At 67.7% G+C, this 23,101-nt stretch carries 13 protein-coding genes; 12 read left to right on the top strand and 1 reads right to left on the bottom strand.

Going from position 1 to position 23,101, the window contains the following annotated elements; genetic code table 11:
* The first annotated feature begins 179 nt into the window (after positions 1 to 179).
* From FM105_RS04540 to FM105_RS04520, 5 genes are all read left to right on the top strand, one after another.
* On the top strand, positions 180 to 2,696 hold the full coding sequence (locus tag FM105_RS04540; protein WP_179207066.1) for a glycosyltransferase: 2,517 nt from the start codon (positions 180 to 182) through the stop codon (positions 2,694 to 2,696).
* Positions 2,697 to 2,740: 44 nt separating this feature from the next.
* Positions 2,741 to 3,790, top strand: a complete 1,050-nt coding sequence (locus FM105_RS04535; protein ID WP_218777910.1) for an acyltransferase family protein — start codon at positions 2,741 to 2,743, stop codon at positions 3,788 to 3,790.
* Between the two features lie 31 nt (positions 3,791 to 3,821).
* Positions 3,822 to 4,838: an acyltransferase family protein gene (locus FM105_RS04530; protein WP_179207065.1), complete on the top strand. Its 1,017-nt coding sequence runs from the start codon at positions 3,822 to 3,824 to the stop codon at positions 4,836 to 4,838.
* 123 nt (positions 4,839 to 4,961) lie between these two features.
* Positions 4,962 to 5,525, top strand: a complete 564-nt coding sequence (locus tag FM105_RS04525) for a GtrA family protein (RefSeq protein WP_087005434.1) — start codon at positions 4,962 to 4,964, stop codon at positions 5,523 to 5,525.
* 78 nt (positions 5,526 to 5,603) lie between these two features.
* Positions 5,604 to 6,638: an XcbB/CpsF family capsular polysaccharide biosynthesis protein gene (locus FM105_RS04520; protein ID WP_179207064.1), complete on the top strand. Its 1,035-nt coding sequence runs from the start codon at positions 5,604 to 5,606 to the stop codon at positions 6,636 to 6,638.
* Between the two features lie 15 nt (positions 6,639 to 6,653).
* Here FM105_RS04520 and FM105_RS04515 read toward each other — a convergent pair whose 3' ends face one another.
* Positions 6,654 to 7,913, bottom strand: coding sequence for a nucleotide sugar dehydrogenase (locus FM105_RS04515; RefSeq protein WP_087005430.1), 1,260 nt, complete (start codon positions 7,911 to 7,913; stop codon positions 6,654 to 6,656).
* A gap of 106 nt (positions 7,914 to 8,019) precedes the next feature.
* Between FM105_RS04515 and FM105_RS04510 the strand changes: the two genes are divergently transcribed.
* The 7 genes from FM105_RS04510 to FM105_RS04480 are packed head-to-tail and all read left to right on the top strand — an operon-like array spanning position 8,020 to position 23,094.
* Positions 8,020 to 9,192, top strand: coding sequence for a glycosyltransferase family 4 protein (locus FM105_RS04510; protein ID WP_087005427.1), 1,173 nt, complete (start codon positions 8,020 to 8,022; stop codon positions 9,190 to 9,192).
* Positions 9,182 to 10,765, top strand: coding sequence for an asparagine synthase-related protein (locus tag FM105_RS04505; protein WP_087005424.1), 1,584 nt, complete (start codon positions 9,182 to 9,184; stop codon positions 10,763 to 10,765). The genes FM105_RS04510 and FM105_RS04505 overlap by 11 nt, the downstream gene beginning before the upstream one ends.
* A complete protein-coding gene (locus tag FM105_RS04500) occupies positions 10,762 to 11,196 on the top strand; it encodes a hypothetical protein (RefSeq protein ID WP_087005421.1) in 435 nt (144 codons plus the stop codon). The genes FM105_RS04505 and FM105_RS04500 overlap by 4 nt, the downstream gene beginning before the upstream one ends.
* Positions 11,193 to 13,433: a glycosyltransferase gene (locus tag FM105_RS04495; RefSeq protein WP_087005418.1), complete on the top strand. Its 2,241-nt coding sequence runs from the start codon at positions 11,193 to 11,195 to the stop codon at positions 13,431 to 13,433. The genes FM105_RS04500 and FM105_RS04495 overlap by 4 nt, the downstream gene beginning before the upstream one ends.
* A gap of 23 nt (positions 13,434 to 13,456) precedes the next feature.
* Complete coding sequence (locus FM105_RS04490; protein WP_087005415.1) at positions 13,457 to 14,641, top strand: sugar-transfer associated ATP-grasp domain-containing protein; 1,185 nt, start codon at positions 13,457 to 13,459, stop codon at positions 14,639 to 14,641.
* Positions 14,642 to 14,653: 12 nt separating this feature from the next.
* A complete protein-coding gene (locus FM105_RS04485; RefSeq protein ID WP_087005412.1) occupies positions 14,654 to 18,190 on the top strand; it encodes a sugar-transfer associated ATP-grasp domain-containing protein in 3,537 nt (1,178 codons plus the stop codon).
* A 32-nt stretch (positions 18,191 to 18,222) separates the two neighbouring features.
* Entirely contained in the window at positions 18,223 to 23,094 is a 4,872-nt protein-coding gene (locus FM105_RS04480; protein WP_087005409.1) for a CapA family protein, read from the top strand.
* Positions 23,095 to 23,101 lie beyond the last annotated feature (7 nt).

Here is a 23,101-nt window from a genome sequence, read left to right as displayed (position 1 = left end):
CTACGTGTGAAACAGGAAGAGATGGTGAACCGGTGGTTTCAGGACCCGGGAAGAAGTTCGGCACTGCAGTGAAGCGAACCGCGATGGATCGACTTCCTCGTGTGGTGTCAGGGGTCCTGCGTGAGGAGAGGCGAGGGTGGCGCAAGCGGCTCAGGCGAGACGTCGGGGTGCTGTCGAACATGCGCAAGAGCAGCGAGTTCCGACGCGCGCTCGACTCTCCGGTCAAGACGCGAACAGTGCTCTGGGAATCATTCTCGGGCAATGGTGCGCTCTGCAATCCGGAGGCCCTCTTCCGGCACGTACTCGATGACCCACGATTCGCAGACCTGAAGCACACGTGGGTGATCTCCGCGAAGACGCGCGCGCGTGTCGTGGAGGAGTTCAAGGACCACCCACGCGTCTCGTTCGTCACGCACAAGTCGGCCCGCTACTTCCGCGATCTGGAGACACACGAGTTCCTAGTCAACAACGCGACGTTTCCGCCGGAGTTCATCAAGAGGCCAGAGCAGACGTATCTCAACACGTGGCACGGCACGCCCCTGAAGAAGATGGGGTACGACGTGGACGGCGGTGCGAAGGATGCGCGCAACGTGCTGCGCAACTTCATGTCCGCCGATTTCCTCCTGTCGCAGAACTCCTTCATGACTGACCAGATGTATCTGTCCGGCTACCGGCTCACCAATGCCTTCGAGGGGACGATCCTCGAGGAGGGCTATCCCCGCTGTGACCACATGTTCGGGGAAGAGGCGGGCGCCGCCGCGCGGGCCATCCTCTCCGAGCAGGGCATTGAGACAGAGGGCCGGAAGGTCCTCGTGTTCGCGCCAACGTGGAGGGGAACGTCCTTCTACCGTCCGTCAGCTGATGCTGCGAGGCTCAAGGAGACGATCCGGAGACTGCGCGAGCACCCACTGCTGCAGGACTGGGTCGTCCTGCTCAAAGCACACCAGGTGGTCGTCGACCAGCTGGTCGGCGATCCTGACGTCGCTGAGTACCTCATTCCGAACGATGTGCCCGCAAACGAAGCGCTCGCGATCGCAGATCTCCTGGTCTCCGACTATTCGTCGATCTTCGTCGACTACCTCGCCACGGGCCGGCCCATCGCATTCCATCTTCCAGACGCGTCCGACTACTCGCTGAATCGAGGGATATACCTGGAGCCGGATGAACTGCCCGGCCCCGTCTCCACCACGGCTGACGAACTCGTCGCACATGTCACGGCCCTCGTCGGCGACGAGGGCCTCGCGGGTGCGTTCCCCTCCGCATCACAGCGGTACGGAGAGATGGCACAACGTTTCACCGCGCGTGAGGATGGACAGTCGAGCGCACGAGTAGCCGATCTGGTCTTCGGTCGGAGGTCGACGACGGATGCCGACGTGCGGCACGCACCGTCCGACGGACGCGTCCGACTCGTCATCTACCTGGGTGGAATGATCACCAACGGGATCACGTCGTCGGCGATCAACCTGCTCAACAGCCTCGACCCCGAGGAATACGACGTCACGGTCCTGTACTACCGTCCGACCGACGGCGACCGGCGGAAGAACGCGGAGCGGATCCCTCCCCATGTGCGTCAGGTGATCCGTGATCGGGGATTCCTCCAGCACTACCTCGTGGGAAGCACGTCTGCGCTCGAGGAGGTCACTGGAACGTACGAAGACGCTTCGGGGACGGATTCAGAGCTTTGGAGCTGGGAGTGGCGTCGCCTCTTCGGGAATGCCCGCTTCGACGCCGCGATAGATTTCAGCGGTTACTCGCCCTACTGGGCGCGGGTCATGCTGTTCGCCAATGCCTCGACGAGATCGATCTGGCTGCACAACGACCTCGAAGCGGACGCACTGCGAGAGGTCGACGGGCAGCGCCCCCACTTCAAGAATCTCTCCGGCCTCTTCAGCCTGTACCGCGGCTTCGACCACCTCGTGTCGGTGTCACCGGACCTGTCGCGCATCAACCGGACGAACCTCGCGTACTTCGCGCCTTCTGATCGCTTCGTCAGCGCACGCAACACGATCGATGTCGCACGCGTCCTCGAGGGAGCCGGCAGGAAGGACGCCGATGCCGTCACGGAGTCGGTGACCGTCTCAGGAGATCTGGAGAACGTCATCGAGCAGCTGGCCGCGCACTATCCGTTCGAGGACATCGTTCGAGAGGCCTCACGACAGCAGATCACGTCGGAGTTCCTCGGTGATGGCAGCGGTCGCGTGTTCGTCACAGTGGGCAGGCTCTCTCCGGAGAAGAACCATGCACGACTCATCGAGGCTTTCGCCCGAGTCCATGCGGAAGACCCTGACACGAGCCTCGTGATCATCGGAACCGGACCGTTGGCGGGGGACCTCAAGTCGCTGGCTGCGTCGCTCGGCATCGCAGACTCCGTCACTTTCACGGGTGTGCTCTCCAACCCGTATGCGGTCATGGACCGCTGCGACTGCTTCGTGCTGTCGAGCGATTACGAGGGACAGCCGATCGTCATCCTGGAGGCCCGCGTCCTGGGCCTCCCCGTGGTCACGACCCGCTTCGGGTCGGCTGAGAGCGCGATGGAGGGAAGCGGCGGCCTCATCGTCGAGCGCGATGCGGAGGCGCTCGCGGACGGTATGCGTGCATTCCTCGCAGGAGGCATCGAGGCTGAGCCGTTCGACGGGAACGAATACAACGCGGAGGCCGTCGGCGAATTCGAGGCCGCGGTGTTCGGACGCGCGTGAGCCGCGGAGCTCATGCGTCGGACATCGGTCTGCAGGGCGCGATCATGAACGCGAGAGATCACCGCCTCGATGCGGCGAAGGGTGTCCTGATCCTCCTCGTCGTGTTCGGCCATCTGCTCGAGGACCTGAGCAACGGCTGGGAAGACGGCGCTGTGCGGCTCCTGCTCACGGTGATCTACGCATTCCACATGCCTGCCTTCGTCCTCCTGGCCGGAGTCACGGCGAAGGCGAAGCGCATGACAGAGCGGATCCTCACGTTCGTCATCCTGCTGGTCGTGTTCCAATGCGTGTACTTCGCTGCGGAGCGGTATGTGGGATACCCCTTCGACTGGAGCTGGGTCGAGCCCCACTGGATCCTGTGGTTCCTGCTCGCCATGGTCTGGTGGACTCTCACAGTGCCGATCGTGGAGCGGCTTCCCCGCATCACCCTCGCGGTGTCGATCGCTGTGGGACTCGCTGCGGGACTGCTCCTGGTCGACGACGACCAGTTCAGCCTGATGCGCGGGCTCGTGTATTGGCCGTTCTTCGTGCTCGGCAAGGTGTACGGGGCACGGATGATCGCCGCGGTCCCCCGTCTCCCACGCCTGTCACGGTGGGCGATCGGTGCTGTGGCGCTTGTGCCTCCGGTCCTGCTCTTCTCCGTCGACCTCGGCCGGCAGTGGCTCTACAGCAGTCGGAGCTACGACCACTTGGACGCCACCGGCCTCGAAGGCCTGCTCATCCGTGCGGCGCTCTATGCCACTGCACTCCTGCTCACGGTCGCGCTGTTCGGTCTGGTGCCCGACTCCGCCGGCATACTCGCACAGCTGGGGGAGCGGTCGCTGTCGATCTTCCTGCTGCACGGTCTCGTCGTCATCGGTCTGTCTCCGGCCATCTCTGCGATCTTCGAATCAGGGTATGACCGTCCCGTGCAGATCGCCGGAATAGCGGTGTGCGCATTCCTCGCAGGCGCGATCGCGCTCGTCGTCTCCCGGCGACCCCTCCACTGGCTGGTCGCGACTCCGCCCAAGCGGGCAGCGACTTTCCTCACCTCACTGGTCCCGACACGGAAACAGCCTCCTCTCTCACGCGAACCGGCGCGACATGGCGTCTGAAGCGCCGGGCGCTGTGCGGGGCGGCGGAACAGTGAGGGACAGCAGACTGGACGTCGCGAAGGGCGTCCTCATCATCCTGGTGGTATTCGGCCATCTGCTGACCCGCGTCGGGCTCGGCGACGGGCTGACGGATCTCGCCTACACCGTCATCTACGCATTCCACATGCCGGCATTCATCTTCCTCGCCGGGGTGACAGCCAAATCGACGCGCCTCGTCGAGCGGATCGCCACGTTCGTGATCCTGCTGGCCGCGTTCCAGACCCTCTACTACGTGGCGGAGAGATGGGTCGGTGATGCGTTCGCCTGGAGCTGGACAGATCCGCACTGGATCATGTGGTTCCTCCTCGCCATGATCTGGTGGACCCTCACCGTGCCGTTCATCGAGCGCTTCCCCCGGACGCTCGTCGCGGTGTCGGCAGTCGTCGGCGTCTGCGCCGGCGTGCTGCCGTTCGCGGGAGCGGACCTCTCCATCTCGCGGACGCTGGTGTTCTGGCCGTTCTTCGTCGTGGGCAAGGTGTACGGGAAGAAGCTGCTCGCCTTCACCGCAGGCTTCCCGCTCTGGACCCGTGTCGGCGGATGCGTCGTGGCGCTCCTGCCGCTGCTCGCGCTGTTCGTCGCGGACACGGATAACAGCTGGCTGTACGGATCGGGGAACTTCGACCACCTCGAGGTCTCCGATCTGCGGGGGATGCTCATCCGCGCCTGCCTCACCCTCATCGCCTTCCTCGCGATCTTCGCGCTGCTCGCGGCAGTGCCCGATGTGAGGGGACCCATCACGGTGATGGGCGAGCGCTCACTGTCCGTCTACCTCTTCCACGGCTTCGTCGTCATCGCGCTCGCCCCGGCCCTCGAGGAGTTCTTCGCAGGCGGCTACGGCCACGCGGTCCAGATCGGTGCAGTCGTCCTCTGCGGCTTCGCCGCGTTCGGCATCGCCTTCGTGCTGTCGCTGAAACCCCTCCACTGGGTGGTCTCGACTCCGCCCAAGAAGGCAGCGGCCGCGTTCGCGTCACTCGTCACACCGCGTGAACACTCCCGGAACGGACGCTGAGACCGCGTGCCTCGCGTGTTCTGCGCCCGCAGCAGGGCGTAGAGTGCTTCGGTATCCACCCGTCAGCCGCTCGTCGCGGCGATTCCCACTGAACGACGGGTGACCGGACGACAGAGGACTTGGATGTTGGAACGGCGACGCGAGCCCGCAGGCGCGCCCTCACAGGAGCAGCGGGTCACCTGGTCGCAGCGTTGGGCCGACCGCCGTCGGCTGTTCCGCGAGGTCCTCTCCTTCCTCTCCGTCGGCGGCATCTCCTACCTCGTCGACGTGGGGCTGTCGAACCTGCTGCTCTTCGGCTTCCTCGGCATCCCCGCGCTCCTGGTCGCCAGCCCCATCAAGGCGAAGATCGTCTCGACAATCGTGTCGATGGCCGTGGCGTGGGTGGGCAACCGCTTCATCACGTACGGGCAGCGGGACTCCGGTTCCACCCTCGCGGGACTGTGGAAGTTCGTCGTCGTGAACCTCATCGGCATGGTGATCGTGGTCGCGCCGTTGGGCGTCACCTGGTACCTGCTGGGCCTCCACGACCCGCTCTCCTACAACATCTCCACCAACGTCATCGGCATCGGCCTGGCGATGGTGTTCCGCTTCTGGGCCTACCGCACCTGGGTGTTCCCCGACCGCGGTGCGCAGGACCCCGCCGCCGAGGTCGTCGTCACCGACGGCTTCGACGACACCCCCCGCTGAGCCGGCCTCCGCCGCCCGCTGAGCCGGAAGCAGCTCAGCAGCTGCCGCGGCGCGGAAAGTGCCTGGTAGCCTGCCACGGTGAAGCACAACATCATCTGGGCTCCGCTGGGGACCACAGCGGACGAGGTCGGCGTCCTCGTCGAAGAGAACGACGGACTGCCGCGGTACTTCCGCATCGACACTTCGTCAGCGCAGAAGCCCGATGACGACCTGATGAAGCTGGCACTGCGGGATCCCGCCGCGAAGCAGCTGCTCATGCACCTGACGACTCTCGGCTTCTCGGTCTACTACAACACCACTGACGAAAGTCGACTGATCCGGCACGATCGGATCGTCCACCACTGGCCGGCCGTCAAAGAGGGAACGTTCAGCGCCTCGGACAGCGGAATCGTGTACCAGTTCGAAGAGCCGAGCTCAGGTCAGGTGGACGGACTGGTCGTGGTCCTCTCTCCCATCAACTCGAAGCCGAGGCTGAGCCGATACTTCTGGCCCTCATTCCCCAAGCTGCAGAAGTTCCTCGCTCCCAACACCGCGGTGCTGCGGATCGCCGACGTCGGGGGAGTGAAGGGCGCGTTCTACCTGGACACCACTGCAGTGCCGGACAACAGTCAGCGGATAAGCGCGTTCATCGCGGCCGCGGCGCGGGAGCATGACGTTCCGCAGGAGCGGATCGTTCTGTACGGCGCCTCGAAGGGTGGCACAGGAGCCGCGTACCACGGTCTTGCGGCGGGCTGGAAGTTCGTCGCAGTGGACCCGATCGTGTCCGATGAGTGGTACGAGGAGCACGAGCGGGACTACCACTTCACCTCGGGCTCCGTGTTCCCGCGGCCCAAGCAGGACGTCTTCGGCGCGTTGGTGGACGACGTCTCGAGCAGCGGCCGTACTCTCGGCCAGCGGTCGGTGATCGTCACGTCATCGCGTTCCCCGCAGTTCACCTACATCAACCGCCTGCTCGGGCCGCTGTTCGACGAGCTCACGGTCTTCGACTCCGCGAATCCCGCGATCAGGACGCACCCGGACGTCGCGCGGCAGACGATCTATCTCCAGGTCATGGCTCTGAACGCGCTCTTGACCGGGGTCCCGCTGCCCTCCGGCATCGCGCCGGTCCCCTGAGATCGTCGAGGGCGCTCAGAGGCGCTGCGCGCCCTCTGCGGTGACCTTCCCCTTGGTGTCGAGGAACCGCTTCGAGGCGCGGGCGATCGCGTCGATGTCGTACTCCCGGTGGTTCTGGACGACGACCACCACGTCCGCGTCCGGCGCCGCACGCAGAGCGTCGTCGACCCGGGGGATCTGCGTTCCCGCTACCGTCCACTCGTCGATGTTGGGATCGTGGTAGGACAGATCCGCCCCGTGCTCCAGCAGCGCCTCCGCCAGCGGGATCGCCGGGGATTCCCGCCGATCGGAGATGTTCGGCTTGTACGTCACGCCCAGCAGCAGGACCTTCGCGCCCCGCACGGCCTTCGCGTCGTCGTTGAGCATGTCCTGCACCCGCCGGACCACATACGCGGGCATCGACGAATTGATCTCCTGCGCCAGCTCGACGAAGCGGAACGGATAGCCCAGTCGCGACTTCACGTTGTACGACAGGTAGTTCGGGTCGATCGGGATGCAGTGGCCGCCCACCCCGGGACCGGGGTAGAACGCCTGGAAGCCGAACGGCTTGGTGCTCGCCATGTCGATCGCGTTCCACAGGTCGATGCCCAGCTCATGGCAGAACTGCGCCATCTCGTTCACCAGGGCGATGTTCACGTGACGGTAGGTGTTCTCCAGGAGTTTCGCCGTCTCCGCCTCCCGCGTGCCCTTCGCGGCGACGGTCGTCTCGATGAAGCGGCCGTAGAAGGCTCGCGCCCGCTCAGTGCACTGCGGGGTGAGCCCGCCGACGATCTTCGGTGTGTTGACCAGCCCGTACGTCGGATTGCCCGGGTCGATGCGCTCGGGGGAGAAGGCCAGGTGGAAGTCCTCACCCGCTCGCAGCCCGCTCTCCTCCAGGATCGGTCGGACCAGTTCCTCCGTGGTGCCGGGGTACGTGGTCGACTCGAGGACCACCAGCGTGCCGGGCGTGAGGTTCCGCGCGATGGTCCGGGTGGCGGATTCGACGGCTCCCACGTTCGGGCGGCTGTCATCGTCCAGGGGAGTGGGGACGCAGATGACGATGGAATCCGCCTCCTCCAGGATCGCTTCATCGGACGTCGCGCGGAAGCCCCGCTCGCGGATCCCAGCGATGTCGTCGTCGGAGAGGTCGTCGATGTGCGAACTGCCTGCGGTGAGCCCGTCGACCACGGTGTCCGACACATCGAAGCCGATGACCGACAGTCCCGCGTGGACCGCTGCATGCACCAGCGGCATCCCGACGTACCCGAGTCCCATGACGGCGACGTCCACTGTCATCCTGATCTCCTTCGCGACGTGTCGTACATCCGTCGTTCACATGATGTTCATTGTTGTGTAAGATAGGGGGTTTTCTGCTTAAGAGTCGTTCCGTAGATTAGCAGGCATGTCCGTCCCCCTACGCGTCCTCATAGTCACTGTCGTTCACGATCCGGAGGACGCACGGATCCGCCACAGGCAGCTTCCCGCGCTCGTCGATGCGGGATTCGACGTCGCGTACGCGGCCCCGTTCACAGCGTTCGACCGGACCCCGCCGGAAGGCGTGTGGGGGATCGACCTCCCGCGGGCGAAGGGCAGGCGCCGTGTGGCGGCGCTGCGTGAGGCGAGGGCACTCCTCGACTCGATGGCACGGACAGTCGACATCATCCTCCTGCATGATCCGGACCTGCTCCTGTCCGCCCTGATGCTTCCCCGCCGCACCGCATCGATCGTGTGGGACGTGCACGAGGACACCGCGTCCGCCCTCCACATGCGGCACTGGGCGCCCCGTCCGCTGCGTCCCGTGCTCAGCGCGGGTGCCGTGGCAGGCGAGCTGTACGCAGAGTCGCAGTTCAGGCTCCTCCTGGCGGAGCACGGCTACCGCGATCGATTCACCCGCCTGCACCCCGTCGTCCCCAACTCCGTGCGGGTGCCGACGGATGATCCTCTGGAGCCTGCGGACAACCGCGTCGTGTACCTGGGGAAGCTCACGCGTCCGCGCGGGGGAGCAGAGCTCATCGAACTGGCGCGCCGCGTTCCGGAGGTGACGGTCGAGGTCATCGGACCGGCCGAGAGCGACATCGAGGATGAGCTGCGCGCGGCGGCGGACGAGGGGATCGTCGACTGGCGCGGGTTCATGCCGAACGACCTCGCGCTCGGGCGGCTCCGCGGTGCACTCGCCGGGCTGAGCCTGCTGCACGACGAACCGAACTACGCCCACTCGCAGCCCACGAAGGTCATCGAGTACATGGCGCACGGGGTCCCGGTCATCACGACGCCGAACAAGGCGCCGAAGGATCTCGTCGAGCACGCGGGCAGCGGTGCGGTCGTCCCGTTCGGCGACGTCGACGAGGCCGCGCGCGTCGTCCGGCAGTGGGCCGCCGACCGTAACGAGCGGGTCCGCCTGGGTCGAGCCGGCTACGACTACGCACGGGCGCACCTCGACTGGAACACCGATGCCCACGAGTTCGTGAAATCGCTCGAGGACATGCGCATGCTCGACAACGCGAAGCGCTACCGCCGGCGCGCCACGATCGAGCGCGTGATGGGACGCTGCCAGGACCAGACCAGTGAACGCTGAGGGCCAGCGAAGCCCGGAATCGCAAACAGCCTCGCGCCAGGGACACGTCGTCGGCACGATCGGTGCCGCGGGGGACGACCGCCGCGAGTGTGACGGTGCCGCTCTCGCTCGTATCGACGCACACACGACGGCGTGGGCGCCCCGGACCATCCACTCCTCCCACCTGACCGATGCCGAGTCCGCTCGCCGTGCGGATGCTCTGGTGATCCGCCGCGGCGAGGACCGGGATGAGCTGCGAAGCGGCGTCTCTGGCGCTGTGCCCGTCTACGTCGCGGCGGAGGGCGGCTCTGCGCAGTTCTCCTCACGGCTGTCGTCTCTCACGGCTGACGCACCAGTGCGCGCGGACTGGGACGGATGGGCACACGTCCTGGCGGCAGGCGCACCGCTGAATGGTCGCACCACGTTCCAGGGCATTCGCCGGCTTCAGCCGTGGGAATCCGTCATCGCGGAGGCCGGTTCCGTCCGCTTCGCACGCGAGCGCTGGCCGTGGCTCGACATCGAACCCGACGAGTCCGCGCGGATCGAGGACGTGGCCGACGCCCTCACCGCGGAGATGCGCAGGCTCGCGGACGACCATTCCCTCCTCTCGCTGCTGAGCGGCGGCTGGGACTCCCGGATCCTCGCGCTCTATGCCCGCCACGCGGCGACGGCACCGCCTCGGGCCTTCACGACGTCGTCCGACACCGGCATCGTGCTCGAAGAGCTCATCGCCTCCCAAGCGGCCCACCGCCTGGGTCTCGAGCACGAGGTCGTCGTGCCCCGCATCGACCGCTTCGCCGACGACATCCGCGCCTTCGTCGACGCCGTCGACCACCAGACGTCCTACCACGTGTGGCTCGTCCCGCTCCTCGAACGGATCGCAGGTTTCGACGGGCTCGTCCTGGACGGCCTCGGCGGCGGTCTCATGCTGGGCGGGGACTTCACTGTGGGAGGCGACCGCCCCTCCCGCATCGTCGGACTCATGAAGTACCTGAACGGTGCGGACCAGGTCCTGCGGCCGGACGCCGTGCGCGGGATCGGGGAGCGGACGCGCGGAGCGTTCGATGAGTTCGACGACGCCTGGCCCGAGGTCGCCGATCACCCCTTCGAGGCGACACTCACCGCCTACCTCAACCGCACCCTGCCCGGCATCAGCCAGTCGCCGTACGGCCTGGTCGCGAAGGAACACCCGGTGGCGACCCCGTTCCTCGCCGACGAGGTCGCGCGCGCCGCCCTGCGCATCCCCGCCGCCGCACATGCCGGCGGAGCGCTCTACCCGCGGCTGACCGCGCTGCTGGACCCGCAGCTGGCCACGATGCCCACGGCGCAGAGCATGGTCCCGTGGCCGCGACCCCACCCGCGGCGCATCACTGCCGATGAATCCGTCGAGGTCCTGCGGCGCCTCGTGACCGAGGGTCCCGCTGCCGCGCTGCTGGCGGACGGCCTCGCGGAGGAGGGGACCGCGCACTGGCGGCGGCTGCTGAGCCGGACCGGCACGCAGCACCTCCTGCGCAGCCTCGCGATGCTGAATCTCTGGTTCGATGCGTATGGTGACCGGATCGCAGGACCCGGAGTCGAGGAGCTGATGTCGTGAGTGCCCACGTGCATGTGCGGGCGGATGCGATCAGCACGGTGGCGCCCGCCGTCACCGTCCTCGTCGTGCCCGGTCCGTCCCTGGGCGGGCCCGAGGATCTCAGCCCGGACCTCGTCCGCGTGCTCATCGACGCGGACGTCCGCGGCCTGCAGACCGTCGCACTGGCGGCGACGATCAGCGACCTCGCTGCGACACCGGTCGCGCTCGCCCGCTTCATCGCGACGGATGACGACGACACCGCCGCCGAGGCCGCGGCTCGGGCAGGAGCAGACCGCATCCTCCGCGTGGAGGACGCCTCTGCCGGCGCCGTCGACGGCTGGATCGCCCGGGTGCCGCGCGTCGAGTCGCGCACCCTGCGACGCCGAGTGCGCAGCGCGCTGCGCGGGATCGCGCCCGTGCGGTGGGCATACGAACGGATGGGGGCACGATGACCGGGGACACGATGGCTGGAGCACAGGCGGGGGCTGGAGCGTCGACGCGGGTCGGCTCCACGCGGGACGATCGCGTGCGCGAGTTCGACGTCATCATGGCGACTGACTGCAGGTTCCCGGGCGGATCGACCGCGAGCGTCGTGGAGGAGATCGAGGCGCAGCACCGCGCGGGGTTCCGCACGGCGCTGATCCACCTGCCGTCGCCCGTGCAGCGCAGCAGGCGCCCCTTCGCGCAGCGGATCATCGACGTCCTGCGGGCGGGCAAGGCGCAGCTGGTGCTGCCGCACGAACGCGTGCGGGCCAGGACACTGCTGGTGCGCCACCCCACGCTGTTCACGACGGTGCCCGACGACCTGCCGGACATCGACGTCGCCACGACCGTCATGATCGCGAACCAGGTGCCGGTCGACGACCGGGCTACGGAGCCCTACTACGACGTGGAGACCGTGCACCGGAACACGGCGCGCGCACTGGGCCACGCGCCCGTGTGGGCACCGATCGGTCCGTTCGTGCGGACGGCGATCGTGGACTCCTGGCACCGCGTGCCGATGGTGGACGCCGACTGGGTCAACATCATCGACGCGCCCGTGTGGGCGACGCCTCGCCACGGGCTGGTGGGCGACTGTTCCCTCGGCGACCGGCCCGGAGGCGCTGTGCCGGTGATCGGCCGCCACAGCCGCGGGCACTGGTCGAAATGGCCGGACACCCGCGATGATCTGCTGGCGGCCTACCCCGACGACCCGCGCTACCGGGTGCGGGTGCTGGGCGGCACCGAGGCGCCGGAGGAGATCCTGGGCGGCCTGCCGGACACCTGGACGTCGCTGCCGTTCGGCTCCGTCCCCGTGCCGCAGTTCCTCGCCGGGATCGACTTCCTCGTCTACTTCCACCACCCCGGGCTCGTCGAGGCGTTCGGCCGCGTCGTGCTCGAGGGACTCGCCGCGGGGGCCGTCTGCATCGTCCCGGAGCAGATGGAGAAGGTGTTCGGCGACGCCTGCCTCTACGGCACCCCGCAGGACGTCACGACGATCATCGACCGCCTGACGGCCGACCCCGAGGCCCTGGTCGCGCAGCGGGAGCGCGGCCTCGCCGCAGTGCGCGAGCGCTTCAGCTACGAGGCCCACCTCGATCGCCTGGCCGAGTTCGCAGGCCCGCCGACGGGTGTGGCTCCTGGAGCGGGTGAGGCCCCTGGTGCGGGTGAGGCTATTGGTACGGGTGACCCTGCTGGCGCAGGTGAGGCTGCGGGCACGTCCGCACAGGATTCCGCACTCCTCGTCGTGCCGGGGGACTCCTTCCAGCCGCAGTCCCAGTCCACGACCCCTACCCAGCCGCAGTCCCAGTCGCAGTCGCAGTCCCAGTCCGCTGACGCGGTCGCCGAGGCCGTGGCCTGGCTGCGCAGCGCGCTCGACGTGTCGCCGGTCGTGTGCACTCCGCGTCACGACCTCGTGGTCGGCGCACCCGTGGAATCCGGTGCCGTCGACGCGCGCCGGGTGGCGCACCTCGCCCGCGCCCACGCCGCGGCGCACGTGGTGGTGCTGGACGACGGCGGGAAGGGGGCAGCGGGAGTCTCCTCCGCCTCGGCGGCGGAAGCCACGTCCGGGCTGGGAGACGACGTCGCCCTCTCCACCCTGAGCCAGGACTCTGACGCGCACTGGCGACTGCGGTCACTCGAGCGCGACCGGGCCGTCGCTCCACGCAGCGGCGCGTCAGCCGCAGTGCGGCGGACCGCGGGACGGGTGGTCGGCGGAGCGCGGAGGCACGCACCCCAGTGGGCGCGACCCGCGGCCAAGCATGCTCTGTCCACGGTCGGAGCGGTGCGGGACTGGGGCGCGCGCCGCGCTGCGGGTCCCGGCCCGGTGCCGCCCGTGTATTCCCATGTCGCACCGGATGCGCCGGTGGGACTGCTCGTGGTGACGTCCGACGCCGTCGACGCGGAGTCCACCCTGGATGCGGTGCTCGCGCAGGCGCAGATCACATCGCGCTTCCGTCCCGCGGTGCTCGCCCCCCGGAGCTGGGTGGATGCGGCGAACAGGCGGGGCGTGTTCATCGAGACGTTGCTTCCCGTTCAGCAGTGGGACGACCGCGCCGCTGTACAGTGGACCGATTATCTGGACGAGCGACTGCGGGAGACGGTGCGTCGCACCGATGCCGCCGTTGTGACGGCGATCGACAGGACGCTCGTCCCCGGCGACCGGGACCCCGTCCTCACCATCCTGACCGCGACGGCCAGCCGCCGTTGAGACAGAAGGAGCACCAGTTGTCGATGAACCCTGCACGCGCTGCCATCAAGCGGATCAGGGCCCCCTTCGGGTGGGCGTTCCGCAAGTATCGGGCGGCGAGGGTCTTCCAGATCGCGCTGAAGAAGCTCTGGCGCAAGGAGATGCAGTGGGACGTGCCGTTCACCATGCGGCGGCCGCGCTGGTGGCTGAAGGGATTCCTGTCCCGCAGCGCCGTGCTCTACGAACTGGAGCAGGGCAACGATCCGAACCGCTACGTGTCGGACGTCCACCGGTACTTCCGCACGAAGAACATGGTGCACGCGCGTCTGCAGGACATCATCAACAACAAGCTGTCGACGCACCTGCTGCTGCGGTCGATGGACATCCGCTCACCGGAGCTGATCGGTGTCTTCTCCCGCGGACTCGTGCACTTCTTCCCGGGGGAGGGACGGATGAGCGTCGTCGACTACCTCGAGTCGATGGAGCAGGCGGAGACGGTGTTCTTCAAGGTTCTCGCCGGCGCGGAGGGAAACAACATCCACGCCGTGGAGCGCACGTCTGACAGGACGTGGGCGGTCGACGGCGTGCAGCGGACGAAGGGCTCTGCGGCATCGGTGTTCGCGGTCCAGCCCAAGCCGATGATCATCGAGCGCGGACTCATCCAGCACCCGGACCAGGCCGCGCTCTTCGCGGACTCCGTGAACACGCTGCGGGTCCTCACGATGGTGGACCTGGAGAACGGCAACGAGCCGTTCATCGCCATGGCGGTCCAGCGGATCGGCTGCCGGCGCTCCGCGCCTGCGGACAACTGGACCCGCGGTGGGCTGAGCGCCCGCGTGGATCTGGAGACGGGCCGCCTGGGAAGGGCGACACGCCTGCCGGACGGCGACGTCAAGGAATGGTTCGACACGCATCCGGACAGCGGAGCGCAGATCACCGGCGTCAGCGTCCCGATGTGGCAGGAGGTGCATGACCTGGTCCTGCACTCCGCCCGGTCGCTGTCCTTCATGGAGTACATCGGTTGGGACATCGTCATCTCGCCTGAAGGCCCCGTCGTCCTCGAGGCGAACGTGAACACCGGCCTGAACGTCATGCAGTCGCACGCCCCGCTGTTCGACGATCCGCGGGTGCGGAACTACTACAGCAAGCGCGGTGTGAAGACCCGGCTGCTGGCGGAGGCGCCCGCTGAGAACGGGGACGCATCGGTACCCGTCGTGGAAGAGGTCTGAGCGGTGGAGCAGATGGAGAGGGTCCGGACGCTGGCCAGGCGAGCGCCGAGGGTCGTCGGGCGGCGCTTCCTGCGTCGCCAGGGCTTCTCCGAGACTGCGGCGGATGAATGGGTGGGCACCATCGCCCGTGACTGGAAGCAGCACGGCTTCACGCGCGCGGCGGACCTCGTGCGCGCCCACGGATCGGGTGACTCCCTGCCCGCGCACGAGCTGCGCTCCGCGCAGAACACCCCGGTCGCCCGGATCTCCGAGCGCGATTTCTACGCACGTCAGCCGTTCGACGCCCGCCGGTCCTGGCTGCGCAGCCGCATCATCGCCGATCGCGTGGTTCCTGGCATCACCGCCAGCACTCCGACGATCCTCTGCACGATCTCCCGAGGACGCGAGGGGCTGGAGGTCGTGCGTCTGCGCGCCTACCCCGCGGACCTCGGGCCGACGGGCACGGATCTGCTGGAGCTCGTGCGCAGGGAGAAGAGCGTGCGCGTCGCTCCGGTGCAGTGGGGCGCGGGCGACGGGGTCGTCCTCGCCTGGGACGGGGAGTCGTTCCGCATCGAGGGTGCGGACGCCTCGGACAGCGTGGCGGCCACCGATGGTGCACCGGCCTCGGACAGCGCAGTCCTCGCACGCCTCGACGAGCTCGCGGCGGAGCGTCGCTGCGTCGTGCTCCGGGAACGGACCGCGGACACCGGCGACGTCTTCCGCCTGCTCGCGGCGCGCGAGGGCCTGGCCCCCGCGCGCGTCATCGCGGCCGAGCGCCGGAGGGGGAAGCGCGGTGCGAAGGCGACGCGAGCTGAGCGCCGCTCGGACGTCCCCGCAGCACTGGTGTCAGGGGTCGAGCGCCTGCTGTCGCAGGACGAGAGCCGCTTCCGCCTCCTGTCGATCGACGTGCGTGCGCGGCGGGGCGACGGCGACTTCACGATCCTCGACATCGTGACGAAGCTGCCGTATCCGCGCGCAGGAATGCTCGACGACGACGGGTGGGCGCGACTGACCGCGGCGATCGAGGACGCGTCGGCAGTGCGCGAGTACTCGCTGGGCATGGGCGCGACGGTGCGGAGGGCGCGCACGCGCATGCACCGCCTCAAGAGGAAGGTGCACGCGTTCCAGCTGCGATCGACGGGTTTCAGCCGTCGGATGGCACACCTCTGGGTCAAGCAGATCAACAATGACAACCGTCGCAACGCAGACCTGCCCTCACACGTGCGGGCGCGCCATCACCGGTCGGGATTCGTCTCCACGACGGTGTCGAGATTCGGGATCACGCCGGAGAACGCGGGCGAGTTCATCTCCACACGCGACTATCTCCTCGCCGAGCCGCTCAACGAGACATACGGGAAGTGGGTGCGCGACCGCGTCTCGTCCCTCACCGTCTTCGAACCGTTCGCCGACCGCTTCGAGACGATGCACTACCAGGTCATGCAGCGGGACGGCGGTCTCCACATCGTCCCCCTCACCGCGGAGGCGCGAGAGTGCGGGACCGACATCGCGGGGCTGGCCGCCCTGCTGGCGAGGACCGGCCCACTCGCGATGGCGTCCGCGGCATGGAGCGGCCGTCGTCCGCGCATGGTGGCGCACACGGGTGAGTCCTTCACCATCGACGGCAAGGAGTATTCGGACGACGAGTTCGATGCACTGCTCACGCAGCGGGTGCGCGGACAGTTCTTCGTCCTCTACGAGCCGGTCGAACCTGCAGGACCCCTCACGGAGCTGGTCGACGGCGGGGACGTGCATCTGCAGGTCACGATGATGAACCCGGGCGGTGGGGACCCCCAGGTGGCGGAGGCGTTCGTCGTCGCCACCGACTCCGTCGACGCTCCGCAGATCCGTCGACTCGTCGAATCGGACGACGCGGGCCTCCGCATGATCGGCGGCGACGAGCGGCGCGGGAACGGGGTCGATACGGAGGAGATCGACGCGTACCTCTCGCGGCTCGAGCACCGCGCCGATGCAGAGGTGCGCAGCGACGCGACCGCCGAGTCGTGGGTCGAGGGCGACGAGGAGACCGCAGTGCAGGCGTCCGCGCGCCTGCGGTTCGAGTCGCGCATCGATGCGGACACGGGGGACTTCGACGGAGCGCGCGCAGTGATCGGCGGACAGCTCTGGTGCCTCGAGAAGCACCCCGGGACCGAGCAGCGGTTCGCAGGTCGGATCGCCGAATGGCAGTCTGTCCGGTCGCTGCTCGTCGACCTGTGCGCGTTCGCCCCCCAGCTGAAGTTCGTGCAATTCACGGTGACGCTGAGCGCACGCGGTCCGGTCATCACGAACGTGTCGGCCACTCCGCGGTACAACAAGGAGTTCCCGTACCTCCCGGCGACCGTCGAGTTCCTGCGGGAGCACATCGAGAAGAAGCGCCAGCGCACCCACACCCTGCAGGCACGGGTCAGGCGGTGGCTCCACAACGCGAAGCTCCGTCTGCGGAGGAGCTTCGCACGGGCGCTCTACCCGGAGGGCCTGGTCCCGTACCAGTCCGTGCGGTGGCTCGAGGACATGGCGCGCGACCTCATCCAGCGCAACGGCGTCCCCCTGAAGACGAAGATCTGGGCGTACCGGAACGGGTTCCTGTCCTACCGCATCCCGCAGTACGGCATCACGCCTGAGAACCGCACGCAGTTCATCTCCGACTTCGAGTACCGGTGGCTGCGACACATCAACAAGAAGTACAAGTACTGGCTGGAAGACAAGATCAGCATCAAGTACGTGGCGGCGGAGTTCAACGAGTTCCTGCCCGGGTACTACTACTACACGAGCCAGCGCGGCGGTCGCGCTCATCTGATCCCCATGATGGACAGGCCGGAGGGGTACGGAGAGACCTTCGACGAGGTCCTGCGCCTGGCCCGTGACAAGGGCGTGCTCGCGCTGAAGCCCGATGAGGGGTCCCATGGCGACGGGTTCTACCGACTCGGATACGAGGACGGCGGATACACGCTGAACGGCGAAGCGGCGACCGGCGAGCAGGTGCTCGACATCATCTCCGATCCGCAGAACCGGTACCTCATCACCGAGTTCATCGTCATGCATCCCACGCTTGCGGAGATCTATCCCCAGTCGGTCAACACCGTCAGAATGACGGTGTTCAAGAAGGACGGTGTCACTCCGCAGATCGGGAACGCATACCTGCGGGTGGGATCGTCCGCGTCCGGATACGTCGACAACACTGCAGCCGGCGGTCTGCTGGTCGAGGTGGACATCGAATCCGGCCGCTACGGCAACGCGCAGGCCCTGGACGGCGGCCGTGTGGTCCCGTGCCCCCGCCACCCGGACACGGGTGTGCTCATGGAGGGTGTGATGCCGAATTGGGAGTTCGCGAAGCAGAAGGTGCTCGAGATGGCTGAGAGCATCCCGCAGCTGGAGTATCTGGGCTTCGACCTCGCGATGACCGAGGATTCGTTCAAGCTGCCGGAGATCAACCGGTTCCCCGATTTCCCCCGCATCGACAAGCTGACTCCGGAGATCATCGACTACCTGCTGTACAAGCTCGAGAAGAAGAAGCGGCTCTTCGGCTATGACGTGAACCCGCCGCGCAAGCTCATCTCCCTGCCGAAGCGGTAGGACGATGCGGACAAGGACGAGAGGAGCCCGCCGTGGCTGACGACAAGAGGACACCGGGACACAGGGTCGCACGGACGGTGTCGAGCACTCTCAGATCCGTCAAGCGCGGAGTGGGCGCATTCACCGACTCCATGCAGAAGGAGGAGCGCACCGAACGGGCCGACGTCTCGTCGGGGCAGGACGCCTCGCAGGCCGCGCCTCTCGCGAGGCCGGCTGAAGAGCGGGCCCCGATGACCCGCACGGTCGAGCTCGACGGGGTCTCCTATCGCCCGACAGCGAGCGGGATGAAGGTAGTGGGTGTGCGACCGGACGCCACCGAGTCCGCCGTCCACAGCGACGTCGAGGGCGTCCCGGTCACCGTCATCGGCAAGGGGGCCTTCAAGGACCGCACCGGTCTGACTGCGGTGACGCTGCCCGAAACGATCATCACAGTGGGCGCCGAGGCCTTCGCCGGCTGCACGGGTCTCACAGAGGTCGAGCTCCCCTCCGATCTCCAGGTCGTCAACGCGCAGGCCTTCGAGGGGTGCACGTCGCTTCGGACCGTGTGGCTGCCCGCGGACCTCACGCGCATCGCTCGACGGGCGTTCGCCGACTGCAGCGCGCTGGAGACCGTGCCGCACTACGTGAAGCGCGGCATCGGCACCGTCCTGGCTGTGGACCGGACCATGGTGGAGGAGGCACTGCCGACGAACCTGGTCCACATGGGAGACGAGGCGTTCCGCGGATGCGCCTCGCTGCGGCGCATCGTCGTCCCGTTCCAGGTGACCGAGATCCCCGCCTCGTCGTTCGAGGGGTGCTCATCGCTGGAGTCCGTGTGGCTGCACTCGAACGTGTCGACGATCGGCGACCGCGCCTTCGCGGGCTGCCGTGCTCTCGCACGGCTGCGGGTCCCGGAGAACACGCAGACATTCGGCGACGCGGTGATTGACGCAGCGACCACCGTGGTCGGAGCCGAAGGGTCTGCGGCGCTCACGTACGCGCGAGAGCGTGCCCTCGCCGTCGAGCCCGTCTCCACACCGTCGACGGTGATCACATCGGTATTCGGCAGTGACCAGGGGCTCACTGTCGAGGAGCTCCTCGAGTCTGCGGACTCGATGGAGGACTTCGTTGAGCGATACGAGGTGCGTCCCCCGACTCATGAGATCGTCCGCGATGACGCGTCGGCCGACGCCCCGCCGGTCGAGTCGAGCCGTTTCGTGCGCGACGGCGGGGTCTACCGTCCTGCGGAGGACCGCGGCGCGGGGGACGTGACCATCTCGATGGTCGGCGACCTCATGTGCGGCATCTTCCAGCAGCATTGGGCCCGGCGCGAGGGACGCTATGGATTCGAGGGAGCCTTCGATGACATCGAGGAGCTCCTCGCCCCGGCCGATCTGTCGATCGGAAATCTCGAGGCGATGATCGCGCCGTCCTACGAGTACATGCACCTGTCCCGCTACGTCGAGGACCGGCCCAATCTGAATGCGCCTCCGGCCTTCCTCTCCGCGGTGCGCAATGCGGGCTTCGACGTCGTCATGAACGCGCAGAACCACATGTTCGACACGGGCACGAAGGGCGTGCTCGAGACGCTCGCCGCGCTCAACAGCGCTGAACTCATCCACGGTGGGATGTACGCCCATATCGACGAGCCGCGCCATATCCTCTTCGACATCCGTGGGATGCGCATCGCGGTCGTCGCGTACCTCGATCCCGCTCGACAGAAGATGAAGCAGGCGAACTTCACCGACGAGGGGATCGCGACGTTCGCCAGCCACTTCTCCGAGGAGAAGGTCCGCGCCGACATCGCCGCAGCGCGCCGTGCGGGGGCGGAGTTCGTCCTCGCATACTGCCACTGGGGGCGGGAGTACACGGACCGGATCACCCAGAAGCAGGCCGGCTACGCCCAGATGGTCGTCGACGCAGGCGCGGACTACGTCTTCGGCTCGCACTCCCACTGCCCCCAGCCCTACACGGTGATGAGGTCGCAGGACGGACGACGGGTCCCGGTCGTGTACTCGGGAGGGAACTTCCTCTCGGACATCACGCGGAGCAAGCCGATCACAGATGACACGTTCGTCGCCTCCCTCACTCTGACACGCGACGCAGAGGGACGCGTCGTCATCGCGGACGACGGGTACACACCGTGCCGCATCCTCACGAGCCGCTCGTTCCGCGGCTACTCCCGCGTGGTCCCGCTCGAGAAGCTGCTCGACGGGGCGTACGACTACAGCCCGGTCGACGCAGAGGCGGACATCCGTCGGATCGAGGCGACGATGGGTCATCAGTACGCGCGACTGCAGGGCACCGGCGGACCCGCAGTCACCCGGGACGGCTCCGGGCCCGCAGCGGATGAGGATGCGGCGCTCGTCGAGGCGTACTCCCTGCGCGAACCGCCCTTCGCCGTGCAACAGGCCGAGCAGCCGCAGGACGACGCGGACTTCGTGCGCGATGACGCGGACGGTGTGTGGAAGCGCACCCGCGATGCGGCCCGCGGCGAGGCCGTCATCATGTGCGGAGGATCGCTCACGTATGACCGGTCCCTGGAGCGGAACGCGCACGCCGGGGACGCGTACGAGTTCCGCACGCACTTCCGGCACGTGCGAGCCGTCCTGGAGGAGGCCGACCTTGCAGTCGGCAGCCTCGGCACCATGGTCGCGGACATGTTCCCGGCGATGTCGACGCTCCCCAAGCGGTACGTCGGCCGTCACTACGTGAACGCGCGATCCGAGTACGTGGATGCGCTGGCGTACGCCGGCTTCGACTGCCTCGCCCTCGCGAACCCGTACAACCTCGACGGGGGAGTGCGCGGCGTGTCCGCGACGGAGCGGGCAGTGCGCGACCACGGCGTGGTGCCCAGCGGCCTCGGCCGGGAGCGGAACCCGGTCTTCGACGTCAACGGCGTGCGCATCGCCGTGCTCTCCCACACGGTCAACGCCTACCGCGTGCGGGAGGTCGTCACGGCAGAAGGGGCCACCGAGCTCCTCAACGTACTCGACGAGGACGCGGTCCGTCAGACGATCAGCGACGCCCGCGCGGCCGGTGCGCAGTTCGTCCTGAGCTACCTCGACTGCCGGGCGATCGGGACGCAGCTGCGTCGGACGGATCGGCTCGAAGCGGCGAAGATCATGGCTGAGTGCGGGGCCGACTACGTCGTCTGCACGCTGCCGAACGTCGTGTCGAAGTACGTCTCCCACATGACGTCGGATGGCCGCACGGTCCCGATCGCCACGGGGCTCGGCACGCTCATGGCGGGATCCGGAAGCGGTGCGGAGACCGCATCGGCGCTGCTGCGGATCGCCGTGCGGCCGGGCGAGGACGGCGGCATGGTCGTCGACGACTCCTACATCCCCCTGCAGCGGTTCCACGCGTATCGCGGTGCGCGGGGCCCCGTCGTCGCAGCGCATGAGTACTACAACCCCGACTTCGCAGCGGAGGAGTTCGGGGACGGGCCGTCGCAGCTGGCCGCGCGTCTGGGCGACGGCATCGGCCTCGACCGTTCGCGTCGGGTGAAGATCCATTCGCACTACCGGCCGCAGATGAGCCCCGCACAGGTGGCCGAGGTGATCGGAGCCCGCTTCACGGAGACGGACCGTCAGACGCTGGGCGAGGCAATGGAGGAACCCGTGCACAGCATCGTCGTCCGCCCGGACGATCTGGCACCCGGTTGCATCGCCGTGCTCGCGAAGCGCGCGACGCACGGACGCAACTTCGACGAGATCTCGATCGAGGCCGCGGTCGAAGCCGGAGCCCTCATGACGGTGTCCGAAGAACCGCACGATGACCTCCCCACACTGCTGGTGGACGATCCGTGGACGGCCATGTGCGATGTGACCGCGGCGATCCGGGAGCAGTACTCGCCCTTCACGGTCGCGGTCACCGGCACGGCGGGGAAGACGACGACGAAGGAGATGCTCGCAGAGGTCTTCGAGCGTCATTTCCGCACCCTGAACGTCGAGGGCAACTACAACACGATGCGCACCGCGGGGCTCGTCGTGCAGAAGCTCGCGGCGGACGACGAGGCCTACATCCAGGAGGTGCACGGCGGTTCGCTGGGGGCCGCACGCATGCTCTCGACCGTCATCAGTCCAGACGTCTGCCTCATCACGAGCATCGGCGAGGCGCACCTAGAGCAGATGGGTTCACTCGAGGCGATCGTCGAGGGCAAGATGCAGATCATCGACGGGATGCGCCCCGGCGGCACGCTCATCCTGAATGATGACAGCCCGCACCTGCAGGCGCAGACCCCGGACGTGCGCACGGTCCGCTACAGCCTGCAGGACCGCGATGTCGACTACCGAGCCCGCGACATCCGCCGGGTCGGCGACGCACTCGAGTTCGAGATCGTCGCTCCGGACGGCGTGCACTTCGCAGTCGTCAACAGCCGGGGCATGCACAACGTCAGCAACGTGCTCGGGGTCTTCGCGGCGGGGCGGGAAGCGGGCATCCCCGCGCAGACGATCATCGCGGGGATCTCCCGGTACCGCCCGTCGTCCACGCGGCAGAACCTGGTCCAGGTCGGCGGCTACTCGCTGCTCGTCGACGCCTACAACTCGAACCCCATCTCCCTGGAGTCGGGGGTCGAGACCCTGTGCGAGATCCCGATCGCGAACGGCGGGAGGCGGGTCGCAGTGCTCGGAGACATGGGTGAGCAGGGCGAGAGGTTCGAGGAGAATCATCGGGCCGCCGGCGACATGCTCGCGCAGTATCCGGTCGATCTCGTCCTCAGCTCCGGGCCCGGGATGAAGCTCGCCGCGGAGCGTCTCCGCTCCCAGGGAACCGCGACGCACCACTACGACGACTTCGACGCGCTCGCGGCGTCTCTCCACTCGGAGATCTCACCGGAGGACGTCGTGCTGTTCAAGGCGGCGGGATCGGTCGACCTCGAGAAGAAGGTCGTCTACCCGGTCTTCGGCCGGATCATCTGAGAGGCAG

The sequence above is a fragment of the Brevibacterium yomogidense genome (assembly GCF_900163715.1).
Lineage (GTDB): Bacteria > Actinomycetota > Actinomycetes > Actinomycetales > Brevibacteriaceae > Brevibacterium > Brevibacterium yomogidense_A.
This window is presented reverse-complemented; position numbering and strand designations above follow the sequence as displayed.